Below are 12,828 nucleotides of genomic sequence, written 5' to 3'. Positions count from 1 at the left end.
TATTAAAGCTTTAATTTTTTGAATATAAATTCAGGTATATTCCTGATAATCATCATGATAATACTCCAAACCGGCAAAACATATGCCACATTTTTCTGCTTTTTGAATGCTTTATAAATGCATGCAGCCGCCTGTTTGGGAGTTGCAGTCAGTTTAGGATTTAAAGGCAGTCCTTCCGTCATTTTCGTTGCCATAAAGCCCGGTTTGATCGTAAGAACATGTACTTTTTTCTCAAAAAGATAATTTCTAAGACCACTAAGATAAGCCGTAAAAGCCGCTTTTGCACTACCATAGATAAAATTGCTCTGTCTTCCGCGATCTCCGGCTACCGATGATAGCCCGATAATGGTTCCGGATCTTCTGCTTTCAAACTTCTGTGCAAAATAGTTCATCACAGGAATCAGTTTTGAATAATTGATACTAATAATCCTTTCTGTATTCCTGTTGTCATAAAGACCTTCCTCAGTCCCATCTCCCAAATATCCTACGGCACAAAATAATACATTTGAACTGACATGATCAAATGTAGTGTAATCAATTTCTTTCATCAGATCAATTTCGATGACTTCGGACTGCTGCAGAAATTTGACATCAATGTGTCTCGCAAATCTTTCCGTTGTCTCTTTATTTGAAGTGAAAAGGTATATTTTTTCAAACTGTTCTCCTTCCTGAAGAGCCTTTTCCACAAAAGCCTGCGCCACTTCAGACGTACTTCCCAGAACTATCATTATGAATTGTTATTTATGATTCTTTTGTGCTGTAAAGACACAAATTTTGAACTTTGAATATTTTTAAGGTAATTCGTGAGTGAAGACCTGCTCATGCTGTCCTTGGTAAGATAAATCCTACCTCCGAACTGCTGAACGGTATCATCTAATTTCTCTACCAGTTTCTTCAGTTTTGAATTCACTTTAAAGTCGAGGGCTAGCGTATAGCCTTCAAAAGGAAATGAATTGTAAGCCTCCGGATTGTTTTTCCCGAAGAGTTTTAAAACCGCTAAAAACGATCCGTTTCCGCTTGCTGCAATGGTTTCAAGAATCTGTTTCATCCCTTCTTTCCCTGCTTCTTTCGGAATCACCATCTGGTATTGGATAAATCCTGATTTTCCATAAATCTTATTCCAGTCGGTGATGGCATCCAGCGGATAGAAAAAGGTTTCATAGTCGATAAAAGACTTCACTTCTTTCTTAGTCTGCTTTTTGTAATACAGCAGATTGAATATTTTTACGGTGAGTGCATTCAGAACAAATCCCGGAAAATAAAACGGAACCGTAGGCTGAAATTTTTTCTTCAGTCTTAAAGGTTGTTTGGTCAGATTTTGAGGAAGCTCATGCTGAAAGGCGTGTTCTCCTCTCATCAGAATACTTCTTCCAAGATCTTTTCCTTTTTGCAGACAGTCTATCCACGCTACAGTGTACGTCCAGTTTTCACTTTCTTCAAAGAGCCTGAAAATTTCGTCCAGATTCTCTGCTTTAATGCTTTCCTGGCGGATGTAGGCAGATTCTATATTTTTAAGCTTAAATTTTACAGTAAGAATAATTCCGGTAAGCCCCATTCCGCCAATAGTGGCCCAGAATTTATCCGAATTTTCTTCTCTGGAACATGTGATGATTTCTCCTCTTTCGGTCATCAGCTTAAACTCGATCACATATTCTGAAAAGCAACCTTCTGCATGATGATTTTTCCCGTGAACATCTGAAGCAATGGCTCCTCCCACGGAAATAAATTTCGTCCCCGGTGTTACGTACAGAAAATATCCCTGCGGAACTGAAATTTCAAGTACATCCGAAAGCAATACCCCGGATTCACATTCTATCACCCCGTTGAGACGATCGAAACTGATGAATTTATTTAATTTTTTGGTAGAAAATATGGTTTCTCCCAGGGAAGCGTCGCCGTAGCATCTTCCGTTTCCTCTGGCAATGATTTCGTTATGATTAAGTACAAACTCCTTGATTCTTTTGAAGCTGTCCTCAGATCTCATTTCTTTTTCTACTACCGGGAAATTGCCCCAGTTAGTAACTTTCTGTGTGAAATTTGGCTTCATTTTTTAAAATAAATCTGGATTAAAAATGCGGCTACCCAAAGTACCAAAGTCACCTGGATATACCGGTCTCTGTAGACAATTTTTGTAGGAGATTCTGTTCTGTTGTATACTAAAGTCTGCTGCAGATATCTTAAAAAAGCAAAGACTACAAATATGACGGTATAAAAAACCCGCTGATGAAATCTTCCCTGAACTTCAGGTGAAAGGGTAAACATCAGATAGCAGACAATGGCTAACGTTACTGAAATAGACAGGGCAATATCTGCAAACTGTACATTGTATCCGTCCAAAGCCTTTCTTGTCTTTCCTGAAACCTGTGCATTTATCAGCTCTCCTCTTCTTTTTCCGATGGCTAAAACAAGAGCGAGCACAAAAGTCAGCAGGATCGCCCACTGTGAGATCCCTATTCCGGTGATGTATCCACCTGCTAGAACTCTCAGTACAAAACCTGTAGCGATGATGAAAATATCAATGATCGGAACGTGCTTCAGTTTAAAAGTATAGGCAAGATTGATCACAATATAAAGTCCTATGATCGTGGCAAATTTCCATAAAGGTTCGTGAAAATAAAGTTGAGCAAGACCTACCAGAGCCACATCAACAATAACGAGTGCTGCAAGAATGCTTAAGGCCTTCGGTTTTGAAATAGCACCGCTTGCAAGAGGTCTTCTTCTTTTTTCGGGATGCTTACTGTCGGCCTCTATATCGTTATAATCATTGAGAATATAGACTACACTTGCTGCGAGGGAAAAAATAATAAATGCAAAGATACTTTTGCTTAGTAAGTCTATGTTTGTAATGTTTCCCGAAAAGAACAGAGGAACAAAAACAAACAGGTTTTTCACCCATTGCTCCACCCGGAGGAGTTTAAGATATTTCTTCATTTATGTTAATTCAGTTACAAAAATAGCAAATTCAAAATTCATAGCATAAAAATACAAAAAAAACCGCCGGAGCGGTCTTTTACGAAAATATTTATATATTAAATTAATTACTGCCCTTGCTTGGCGTCATTAATCATTTTCTCATTAGCTGTAATAGCGAATTCTACTCTTCTGTTTTTAGCTCTTCCTTCTTCAGTATCGTTGCTTGCCACAGGCATAGATTCACCTTCACCTTTCGTGATCATTCTTGCAGAAGCGATTCCTTTTCCAGATAAGTAAGCTTTTACTGCATCTGCTCTTCTTTGAGAAAGAGATAAGTTATAAGAATCTGCACCTTTGCTGTCTGTATGACCGTAGATATTGATGTTCGTATCCGGGTTGTCAGCAAGGACCTGAGCTAATTTATTAAGGTTGGTCTGTGCAACGGAAGTTAAATTTGAAGAGTCAAAAGCAAAGTTTACGATGCTTTCGTTCATGGTAATCTTAATACCGTCACCTACTCTTTCTACTTCAGCACCTGGTAAAGTTTCCTTAATCTGCTTAGCTTGTTTATCCATTTTGTTACCGATAACGTTACCTGCAACACCACCGATAATACCTCCCAATACTGCTCCTAAAGCTGAGTTTTTACCACTTCCTACATTATTCCCCAAAATACCTCCGATCACAGCTCCTGATGCAACACCTACTGCTGTACCTCTCTGCTGATGGTTAGAATTCTGAACAGCTTCACAGCTGGTTAATAATAATGCTGATGATAAGAAAAGAGCTCCTATATATGTTTTAGTAAATTTCATTTTTTTGATCTTTTATGTTGATAAATTATTTCATTCCTGTTCTCTGGAAGTTGTAAACCACCTGTACTGTGTTTCCGTCGAATGGAACGCTTTGTACAAGTGAGAACTGATCTGTAGACTGGTTGGTAATCGTTAAAGAATATCCTGCAAGATTTTGCTTAGCTTTAGTTCCCTCAGCGATTTTTTTAAACATGAAAGTATTGCCGTCTTTTACTTCAAATTTGATTGGCTGAGTAATGCTTGGGCAAGCTCCTCCTCCGTTTAAAGTGTAGGCACCGGTGTAATTATTTGGGATTAATCTCCAATGGCTTCCTACAAAACACTGAGCATCTGCACCTTCGTCAAAAGGCTTGATTTTGAATCCTTTTTCATAATCAACGCTGACAATCTGCCAGTCGCCTTTTAATTTAAGGTATTCAACTCTTTGGTTTTGTGACGTTTCTGCTTTTTTCACTGAGGAACAAGACACTGCAAAAAGTGATGTTCCAATCATCCCTGCAAGTAGTAACTTTTTCATTTTGTTGTTTATTATTTTGTTATTTATAAAGTTACAAAAAACCGTGCCAAATTGAAAAATAAAAATAAAAAAAGTCCGAAAATTTCGGACTTTAAATGGTTTCTCCTTATATACAGGGAGATATATTATTTTTTAACAGCCTTTTTTACGGATTTCGCAGGCTTCTTCGATGGTGAAGATTTTCCGTTGTAGAAATTCGTGTAAGCATATTCAGCTGCTTTCTGAAGATCAATAACCCCTCCGGCCTGAGAATACTCCGGAAATTTGTTCTCCGAGCTCAGGTTGCTGCTCTTTACAAGTGCTTCAATGATCTGATCAGGTTTAAGGTTGGGCATATAAGCCAATAATACGGCTGCTGCTCCTGCTACTACAGGTGAAGCCATAGAAGTTCCCTGAAGATATTTATATTCGTTTTTAGGTACTGTAGAATAGATTTCTTCTCCTGGTGCGAAAACGTTAACCATTTTCTTGTTGTAATTGGAGAAATCTGCTCTCAGTTCGTTATTTCTGTTGGTGCTGGCTCCTACAACCAATACGTTAGTTACGAAAGGTTTTTCATCTGTAACATTTTTAAAGTTCGTAGGGAATGCAAGGTGTTCTGCAACATCTTCATTTTCGTTACCTGCTGCTTTCACCAAAAGAACTCCTTTGTCTTCAGCATATTTAAAAGCATCCCAAACTACATTTTTCCCTGGAGAAACCGGTTTTCCGAAGCTCATGTTTAACACCTTAGCTCCATTATCTACTGCATATCTGATCGCATTTGCCACATCTTTATCTCTTTCGTCTCCGTTTGGAACGGTTCTTACAGACATAATTTTAGCTACTTTAGAAGCTACTCCATACTGTATTTCTTTGCCTTGAGGAAGACCAGCAATAATACCGGCAACGTGTGTTCCGTGTTCTGCGTCAGGTCCTTCGTAGTCATTGTTTCCGTAGATTTTTTCAACATAGTCGTCATAGTTATCACCTACAATTTCTTTTCTCGGATCATAGCTCAGATCGTACTGCTTGGATTGTGGTGCATAATGATCGATTGCTTCTTTCATCTGCTCTTTCATCAGTTTTTCGAAATCTGCAGAAGATTTCCCTTTGAATTCAGGACTTTGAGAAACCTGCCCCAGAACTTGTACCGCGATAGCATCTTTCTGGTCCGTAGGAGGTTTAATTCCCTGTAAGGTTTCAGCAGTTACAGGCTTACCTCCCAACAATTTCACCATATTAGGGATCAAACTGTTGATCATTGTATAAGTCTGAAGATTCTGTTTTGCTTCAATACTTTTTTTGTTGAAAAGTTCTTTAGACTTCATGTACATCGCAAATTCTTCCGGCATTTTTGCCTGGTTTGCTTTGTTTTTTGCAGAATCATCGCCTTCGAAAACCGGTTTGTATTTAGCAACAACTCTTGTTACCTCCATATTGTCGATATCAATATCACCGTTTTTTCCACCGATAAAGTTCCAGCCGTGCACATCATCGATGTATCCGTTTCCATCGTCATCTTTTCCGTTTCCGGGAACTTCGTTAGGATTTGACCATACGTTTTTCACAAGACCCGGGTGATCTACCTGAACACCACTGTCTAAAACTCCTACTACCACAGTTTTAGGCTTAAGGCCTTTGGATTCTAAATATTTATAAGCGTTTGCTGTATTTACTCCGTATACTTTTGATGTTGAGAAATCTTTATGATACCAAGTCATCAGATCTTTATCTTCCTTGGGATCAATGCTTTTAGCCTGAGCTTCCTGAGCATAAGAGAAACTAAAACCTGTCAGAAAAACAGCTGCTAATAATACCTTTTTCATATGTTGATATTTACTTTAAAGTTATATACGATCGCCATTTTCATTGGTTTATTTTCCAGAGAATTCTTTTAACGGCGATTTTATCTTAGTATGATTGTTTAATATTTTTTATATAAGTCAGAGTTTCAGGACCTTTGTTACAAATAAGGTCTAAAATTGACAAATCTTCTAAAAATCCTAATTTATCTGAAAAGGTCTGGTAATATTCCTCCATCTGAAATTCAGAAGGATGTTTAGCCGAGAACTTTTCTCTGAAATTAATACTTTCAGGATTTTTGATATATTCTTCATTCAAAGACTGTGCCTTTTCTGTTTTAAGGATCTGCTGTATAATTTCCAATGCTTTCAAATTGAAATCCAGAAGAAATTTTTCATTCAGATCATATATTTTCCCAAATTTATCTTCATAGTATTCAAAGTAAGGCGAGCTCTGATAAGCAGTTTTGATGGATTTCCAGTGCAGGTTTCTCCAGTCTTCCCTGTAAGAGATCTCCGTATCTTTGAATTCTCTTTTACCGTTATGATTAATAGGGATTATTAAAGAAAGCTTTCCATTGGCCCCATAGATGTTGGTTCTGTTTCTGTAGGTCTGCTTCGGAAAATTTTCAAACTGTTCAAATACAATCTCGTTCTCAGGATTTAAAAACACTGAAAACCATGAAATCGGGGGCATATAAAATACCGGCAATAATACATTTGTCATATTCATCATATTAAAAAATGAAGTATTTTTTCAAATACTTCATTCTATCTTTAAGTTTTAGATTCAATTATATCTCTTCTTCCTTTTTCTTCTTTCCGAATAATTTCATGAAATATTCCCATCCGAAGAACAATATAAGGATCATAGCTGCAATCCACCAGTATGAAGTTTTATTAGCCTCTCCTGTATTGGTTGCTTTAAACATTCTGTCCCAACGCACTTTGAACGGAGCCTGATACGTAGAGCTGTTGTCTGAGAAAGCTCCCTGAAGACTCATCCATGTAAACATCGGTTTTCCTACAATGTTTTCTTCCGGAACGAAACCAAAGAATCTTGCATCCAAGGAAGCGTCTCTGTTATCCCCTACCATCATATAATAATCCTGTTGGATCGTATATTGTGTAGTTTCTTTTCCATTGATGAAAATCTTTCCGTTTTTGTTTTCCAGACGGTTGTGCTCGTACTGGGAAATGATCCATTGGTATTCCGGTAAAGTTTCCTGATTAAGGGTGACAACATCTCCTTTTTTAGGAATCTTTAAAGGTCCGTACCAATCCTGGTTCCAGGCTTTGTTGATCGGGAAGATAGATTGTGTGGTATCTATTTTTGTTTTGGCTTCGTCTCTATAATATACTGCTGCTTCACCTTTTGGCGTAACATCTTCTTTCATGTCAATAACCTGAGGAAGCTGTTTGATTTCTTTAGCCGTTTTGTCTGTCAGTCCCTGGAAAGCATAAATATATCCCTTCTCACCCTGAATCTCCTGTACCGGTAAGAATCCGTAGGTGTTATATAGTCCTGGAATATCAAGCTGACTGCCTGTATTCACAATGTATCTGTGCTGTACTTCCTGATCACCTAAAACCGTTTCTGGTTTTCCGTTGACGAAAAGTCTTCCGGCTCTCATTTCAAACGTATCACCGGCTACAGCTACACATCTTTTAACGTAAGGATCTTTTCTGTCGATTGCTGTATGCACAGAGTCTCTTGGATAGTTAAAAACAACCACATCATTTTTCTGAGGCTTTCCGAACTCGAAAATTCTTGTATAAGGAAGTTTTATTCCATCAACATATGATTTTGGATCATCTTTCGGGTTTCCTTTCTGACCTGTATCCATAATGGTTCCCTGAAGGAATGGTATCGCCACAGGACGCATTGGCATTCTGTATCCGTAGCTCCATTTGTTCACAAAAAGGAAGTCACCTACAAGAAGTGTTCTTTCCATGGATCCTGTAGGAATTCCAAACGGCTGCGTTACAAAAACGTGGATAATGGTAGCAAAAACAACCGCAAAAGTAATAGACCCCATGAAAGTATCTTTCTTTTTTGCACTTTTCTCTTCATCGGTAATGAAAAGGTCGTTAGCATTTTCATCTTCTACTTCCGCATCTTTGGAATAGTTCACCGTAGCCATATAGATAAATGGCAGAATCACGGTAAGAAGCTGGTGCTGAAACAGGGTCTTTCCAAATTTTTTCATCAGATAAATATGGAAAACAGACATCATAATAGGCCCTACTATCGGAAGATAAGACAGGATTGCCCACCATTTCGGATGTTCTGTTTCCTTTAAAATAATGAAATAATTATAGAAAGGTATAAATGCAAATAAGGGACTGTGCCCCATTTTTTTGAACAGTTTCCAAGTGGAAATCCCCATCAGTACAGACAAAATGAGAACATATACTGTGTAAGTTAAAAAATAATTCATAGTTTTTTCTGTGCCTATTCTAAATATATAAATGATAAATGATGAGTAATAAATGATTCCAGCGTTCTGCTATTTATAATTTACTATCCATCATTTCCCTTGTATTGGTCTGCAATTTAAAGAATTTGTTACAAATTAAAGCCCCAAAACGTCTTTCATGGTGAAGTTTCCTTTTTTGTCTTTAATCCATTCTGCAGCGACTACAGCTCCGAGTGCAAACCCGTTTCTGTTGAAGGCAGTATGCTTGATTTCAATTTCGTCTACTTCACTTTTATAATAAACGCTGTGGGTTCCCGGAACTTCATCTTCACGAATGGCAAATATTCCCAATTCTTTTCCTTGCGTTTCTTCCAGTTTCCAGGCGTTAAATTTAGGATTATTTTTGATGATACCTTCAGCAATGGAAATTGCCGTTCCGCTGGGAGCATCTTTTTTGTGAACGTGGTGAATTTCTTCCAGCTGGCAAGAGTATTCATCCACATTTTTCATGATATCCGCTACTTTTTCATTCAGGGCAAAAAAAAGATTGACACCTAAACTAAAATTGGAACCATATAAGAACGCGCTATCGTTGTCAACAGCCATTTTTTCAACTTCTTCTTTTTTCTCCAGCCAACCTGTGGTTCCACAGATTACCGGAATTTTATGTTCAAGACATGCTTTGATATTATCATAAGCCACTTCCGGCAATGAAAATTCAATAGCTACGTCCGGATTATTAAGATTTTCAGCGGTTGGAGTTTCTTTCAGGCGGGCAACGATTTCGTGACCTCTCTTCTGTGCGATTTCATCAATGATCTTCCCCATTTTACCGTATCCAACTAATGCTATTCTCATGTGATATCTTATTTATGATTATGGTACAAACCTTATGGCTCGTATCAATTTTATTACAATTCTGTTTTAAAATCTATAACTTAAACTTAAGCCTGTTTTCGGAGTAGAAAATCCATACTGATCCTGAATCACGGTAGGTGTAAAACTAAGATCCGGATCATGACGGCTTTCGTAAAGATGGGCATCTACCACGGCATCTACAATGTTCAGAATATAGATCAGACCCGTGATGGCAATGGCATAATCACGCTGTCTTTTTGATCTGTCCTGAGCATTTCCTAACGCTTTTTTATCCAGCCACGGATGACTGTCTACGAATTCATTAGGCGTACCATTAAGTTTTGCCACATAATATTCCCTATATTTTTTGTATTGGTTGTTGCTCCAGAGTGCATAACCTACTCCCGCACCTACAGCACCCCATACAATAGGGATTTTAATATATCGTTTGTTGTAAAACTGCCCAAGCCCCGGAAACACTGCAGAATACAGTCCGGCTCTTGTTGGGTTCAGTTTAATTGTTTTTTTTGTGGGTCCGTTTGCATTTTCAAGATCTTCTATGATCTTAGCTTCTGTTTTCACAGGTTTTGCCGGCTTTGAGGGCTTAGTGATCACCGCAACACTGTCTTTAGCGAGAGGTCCCATACGAACTGTATCGCCAGGAACTACCTGCGAATAAGCGAAAGCAAAAGTGCACAAAAAAAATGTGAAAAATATTTTCTTCATTATTTAATATGGGATAAAATATACTCCAGTTCTTCTTCATTTTTGAAGTCCAGGACTATTTTACCTTTTTTACCGTTTCCGGAGGTTTTGATCTCTACTTTTACGTCTAAAATATCAGCGATTGTTTTCTGGGCTCTCTTAAAGTTGTTGGAAAGCTCAGCATTTATTTTTTTCGCTGCCGGTGATTTAGGGTTTTTCAATGCGGTCGCAGCCTGTTCAGCCTGACGTACATTGAGTTTTTCTTTGATGATCAGGTCAAATAGAATCTGCTGATGTTCTTCACTTTCGAGACTGATGATAGCTCTTCCATGTCCGGCAGAGATTTCACCGCTTCTGATCGCGTTCTGAATATCCGGATTCAATCTTAAGAGTCTGATCGAGTTGGTAATGGTACTTCTGTCCTTCCCTACTCTCTGGCTCAGGTTTTCCTGGGTAAGACCAATCTCATCCAAAAGTCTCTGGTAAGTCAAAGCGATCTCGATAGCATCAAGATCTTCTCTCTGAATATTTTCAACAAGAGCCATTTCCAGAAGCTCCTGGTCATTCACTAAACGGATATAAGCAGGAATCGTCGGAAGTCCGGCAATTTTACTGGCACGGTAACGTCTTTCCCCTGATATGATCTCGAATTTCTCGCCGTCTTTTCTTAAAGTAACCGGTTGGATTACTCCTAAGTTTGTGATCGACAGGGCAAGTTCGTTTAATGCTTTTTCATCAAAATAAGTTCTCGGCTGGGTCGGATTCGGATAAATATCTTCCAGGGCTACCTCTACGATATTTCCTACAAACTTATCTGCTCCTTCATCGGTAGCGGAGTTGATACTCGCTTTGGATTCAGCACTTAGAATAGCGCCCAAACCACGTCCCATAGCTCTTTTTTTGTCCTTCATAGATATAATTGATAAATGATAATTAATAAGTGATGATGCGCATTCACTTAGGATCCATTTATTATTAAATTAATTTTTTACTAAATTTTCGTTCTTCAGCAAAACTTCTTCTGCAAGCTGAATGTACTGGATAGCACCTTTACTTTCTGCATCGTAGTTCAGGATACTTTCACCAAAACTAGGTGCCTCACTTAATCTTACATTTCTACTGATAATGGTTTCAAAAACCATGTCCGGGAAATGAGAATTCACTTCTTCCACTACCTGATTGGATAATCTCAATCGGCTGTCGTACATGGTAAGAAGAAGTCCTTCGATACCAAGATCTTTGTTGTGGATCTTCTGTACATTTTTTATCGTGTTCAAAAGCTTTCCTAACCCTTCCAATGCGAAATACTCACACTGAATCGGGATGATCACAGAATCTGCTGCCGTAAGCGCATTTACTGTAATAAGTCCTAAACTCGGTGCACAATCGATGATGATATAGTCATAATCATCTCTTACTTCTGCCAATGCTTTTTTCAGCATGTACTCACGGTTTTCTTTGTCCACGAGCTCAATTTCTGCTGCTACCAGGTCAATATGCGAAGGGATAATATCCAGATTGGGAGTTGCGGTTCTTTTGATACAGGTTCTTGTATCTGCGCTGTGCTCCAGAAGATTATAGGTAGAATACTGAACGTCTTCCACACCAAGCCCCGAGGTTGCATTAGCCTGCGGATCGGCATCAATGATCAATATTCTTTTTTCCAATACCCCCAATGCTGCCGCCAAGTTTACAGCTGTGGTAGTTTTTCCAACTCCTCCTTTTTGATTAGCGATACCTATGATTTTTGCCATTATTAGAACTTTAGGTTTCAAAAATACACTTTTTTCTTTGCTCTCGATGAGTGGCGAAATTCAAAATTGAGTTAAAATATTGTTAATAAACACTTTAGCGATAAAAAAAATTATCCACAAAAAAAATTCTTTGTGGATAACTATCAAGATTTGTTTTTCATCAACTATTCAAAGTTCATCGAAATCGGAAATTTGAAATAACTTCTAACGGTTTCTCCTTGCTTATTTTTAGCAGGCTTCCATGTTCCTCCAATACTTTTAATGGTTCTGATGGCTTCTTTATTAAAATCAGCATCTTTACCATCAGCTTTAATTCCGGAAATAGTTCCGTTTGTTTCAACGATAAAAGTAATTACGGTTCTCATTGTTTCTCCGGTTCCGTCAAATCCTGAACCGTCAAATTTATTGATCACTTTATTTCTGAATGAATCAATCCCTCCTGAAAATACGGCTTCAGCACTTAGTTCTCCATTAGTGGCAACATGATTGTCATCCACTTTTGGAGCTGGTGGAGTTGGTGGAATATAAGGTACTGCCGGCCCTGTTCCAGCTTGAGGAAGCACAGGATGATAACTTGTTGTTGCAATAGCTCCTTCTGTAGAGTTTACTGGTCCTGCAATGGCTCCTTCTACTTTTTTTACAATATGTTCATTGGTAACATTTGCTATAGGTTCCGGCACTGTTTCAACATAGGTTTTAACTTTTTCAGGTATAACCTGTGGTTTTACAATTTCTGCAGGTTGCTCTTTCGGTAGATCAGGTTCAATGTACACTGGCGGCGGAAGTATAAACCCTCCATCGTTTACAACTTCATGAGTCTGAAATGCTGAAATTACAAAAGGAGTCACTGAAATAGCAGCCAATAAACTTACCCCCACAAAAAGTGCTTTGGTCAATATTCTATCTGATTCATTTCTTAATGCATAGGCACCGTACTCTTTGTTTCGGTGCTCGAACAGAACTTCGTTGAAACGAAATTCCTGGTTTTGGTTTAGGTGTTTCATCACTATTAAATATTTAAACTGTTAAAATCAGTGATTATTAGTTTTAGGTGTTCTTATC

13 protein-coding genes are annotated in these 12,828 nt (G+C 38.2%); all 13 read right to left on the bottom strand.

Annotated features, from left to right (window positions below; genetic code table 11):
• Positions 1-2: 2 nt before the first annotated feature.
• Positions 3-728 (bottom strand): SDR family NAD(P)-dependent oxidoreductase, encoded by a 726-nt coding sequence (locus BM143_RS08320; RefSeq protein ID WP_090024081.1) that lies wholly within the window; start codon positions 726-728, stop codon positions 3-5.
• Positions 728-2,047, bottom strand: a complete 1,320-nt coding sequence (locus BM143_RS08315; protein ID WP_072922652.1) for an FAD-binding oxidoreductase — start codon at positions 2,045-2,047, stop codon at positions 728-730. Before BM143_RS08315 ends, BM143_RS08320 begins: the two co-directional genes overlap by 1 nt.
• Complete coding sequence (locus tag BM143_RS08310; RefSeq protein ID WP_034730069.1) at positions 2,044-2,931, bottom strand: decaprenyl-phosphate phosphoribosyltransferase; 888 nt, start codon at positions 2,929-2,931, stop codon at positions 2,044-2,046. The genes BM143_RS08315 and BM143_RS08310 overlap by 4 nt, the downstream gene beginning before the upstream one ends.
• A gap of 107 nt (positions 2,932-3,038) precedes the next feature.
• A complete protein-coding gene (locus BM143_RS08305; protein WP_034730071.1) occupies positions 3,039-3,728 on the bottom strand; it encodes a YiaD family glycine zipper/OmpA-like lipoprotein in 690 nt (229 codons plus the stop codon).
• A gap of 25 nt (positions 3,729-3,753) precedes the next feature.
• A complete protein-coding gene (locus tag BM143_RS08300) occupies positions 3,754-4,245 on the bottom strand; it encodes a lipocalin family protein (RefSeq protein WP_090024080.1) in 492 nt (163 codons plus the stop codon).
• Positions 4,246-4,370: 125 nt separating this feature from the next.
• Positions 4,371-6,053, bottom strand: a complete 1,683-nt coding sequence (locus BM143_RS08295; protein ID WP_090024079.1) for a S8 family serine peptidase — start codon at positions 6,051-6,053, stop codon at positions 4,371-4,373.
• Positions 6,054-6,138: 85 nt separating this feature from the next.
• Complete coding sequence (locus BM143_RS08290) at positions 6,139-6,762, bottom strand: WbqC family protein (RefSeq protein ID WP_185116542.1); 624 nt, start codon at positions 6,760-6,762, stop codon at positions 6,139-6,141.
• A 61-nt stretch (positions 6,763-6,823) separates the two neighbouring features.
• Positions 6,824-8,470 (bottom strand): signal peptidase I, encoded by a 1,647-nt coding sequence (gene lepB, locus BM143_RS08285; RefSeq protein WP_090024078.1) that lies wholly within the window; start codon positions 8,468-8,470, stop codon positions 6,824-6,826.
• A gap of 135 nt (positions 8,471-8,605) precedes the next feature.
• Positions 8,606-9,307, bottom strand: a complete 702-nt coding sequence (gene dapB, locus BM143_RS08280) for a 4-hydroxy-tetrahydrodipicolinate reductase (protein ID WP_090024077.1) — start codon at positions 9,305-9,307, stop codon at positions 8,606-8,608.
• A 66-nt stretch (positions 9,308-9,373) separates the two neighbouring features.
• On the bottom strand, positions 9,374-10,033 hold the full coding sequence (locus BM143_RS08275; protein ID WP_090024076.1) for a DUF5683 domain-containing protein: 660 nt from the start codon (positions 10,031-10,033) through the stop codon (positions 9,374-9,376).
• On the bottom strand, positions 10,033-10,923 hold the full coding sequence (locus BM143_RS08270; protein WP_034730087.1) for a ParB/RepB/Spo0J family partition protein: 891 nt from the start codon (positions 10,921-10,923) through the stop codon (positions 10,033-10,035). Before BM143_RS08270 ends, BM143_RS08275 begins: the two co-directional genes overlap by 1 nt.
• Before the next feature lie 69 nt (positions 10,924-10,992).
• Complete coding sequence (locus BM143_RS08265) at positions 10,993-11,766, bottom strand: ParA family protein (RefSeq protein ID WP_090024075.1); 774 nt, start codon at positions 11,764-11,766, stop codon at positions 10,993-10,995.
• 164 nt (positions 11,767-11,930) lie between these two features.
• Positions 11,931-12,770 carry an energy transducer TonB gene (locus BM143_RS08260; protein ID WP_090024074.1) on the bottom strand — a complete coding sequence of 280 codons (840 nt, stop codon included), beginning with the start codon at positions 12,768-12,770 and terminating at the stop codon, positions 11,931-11,933.
• Positions 12,771-12,828: the final 58 nt, after the last annotated feature.

It is taken from the genome of Chryseobacterium oleae (genome assembly GCF_900115055.1).
GTDB lineage: Bacteria > Bacteroidota > Bacteroidia > Flavobacteriales > Weeksellaceae > Chryseobacterium > Chryseobacterium oleae.
The sequence above is the reverse complement of the archived record's forward strand: the minus strand, read 5'-3'. Positions and strand labels throughout refer to the sequence as shown.

What these genes read in the sequence shown, in the direction of transcription:
- BM143_RS08275 (WP_090024076.1), bottom strand. Translation starts at nt 10,033, where the DNA reads ATGAAGAAAATATTTTTCACATTTTTTTTGTGCACTTTTGCTTTCGCT.
- BM143_RS08265 (WP_090024075.1), bottom strand. Translation starts at nt 11,766, where the DNA reads ATGGCAAAAATCATAGGTATCGCTAATCAAAAAGGAGGAGTTGGAAAA.
- BM143_RS08290 (WP_185116542.1), bottom strand. Translation starts at nt 6,762, where the DNA reads ATGAATATGACAAATGTATTATTGCCGGTATTTTATATGCCCCCGATT.
- BM143_RS08295 (WP_090024079.1), bottom strand. Translation starts at nt 6,053, where the DNA reads ATGAAAAAGGTATTATTAGCAGCTGTTTTTCTGACAGGTTTTAGTTTC.
- BM143_RS08310 (WP_034730069.1), bottom strand. Translation starts at nt 2,931, where the DNA reads ATGAAGAAATATCTTAAACTCCTCCGGGTGGAGCAATGGGTGAAAAAC.
- BM143_RS08305 (WP_034730071.1), bottom strand. Translation starts at nt 3,728, where the DNA reads ATGAAATTTACTAAAACATATATAGGAGCTCTTTTCTTATCATCAGCA.
- BM143_RS08320 (WP_090024081.1), bottom strand. Translation starts at nt 728, where the DNA reads ATGATAGTTCTGGGAAGTACGTCTGAAGTGGCGCAGGCTTTTGTGGAA.
- BM143_RS08315 (WP_072922652.1), bottom strand. Translation starts at nt 2,047, where the DNA reads ATGAAGCCAAATTTCACACAGAAAGTTACTAACTGGGGCAATTTCCCG.
- BM143_RS08260 (WP_090024074.1), bottom strand. Translation starts at nt 12,770, where the DNA reads ATGAAACACCTAAACCAAAACCAGGAATTTCGTTTCAACGAAGTTCTG.
- dapB (WP_090024077.1), bottom strand. Translation starts at nt 9,307, where the DNA reads ATGAGAATAGCATTAGTTGGATACGGTAAAATGGGGAAGATCATTGAT.
- lepB (WP_090024078.1), bottom strand. Translation starts at nt 8,470, where the DNA reads ATGAATTATTTTTTAACTTACACAGTATATGTTCTCATTTTGTCTGTA.
- BM143_RS08270 (WP_034730087.1), bottom strand. Translation starts at nt 10,923, where the DNA reads ATGAAGGACAAAAAAAGAGCTATGGGACGTGGTTTGGGCGCTATTCTA.
- BM143_RS08300 (WP_090024080.1), bottom strand. Translation starts at nt 4,245, where the DNA reads ATGAAAAAGTTACTACTTGCAGGGATGATTGGAACATCACTTTTTGCA.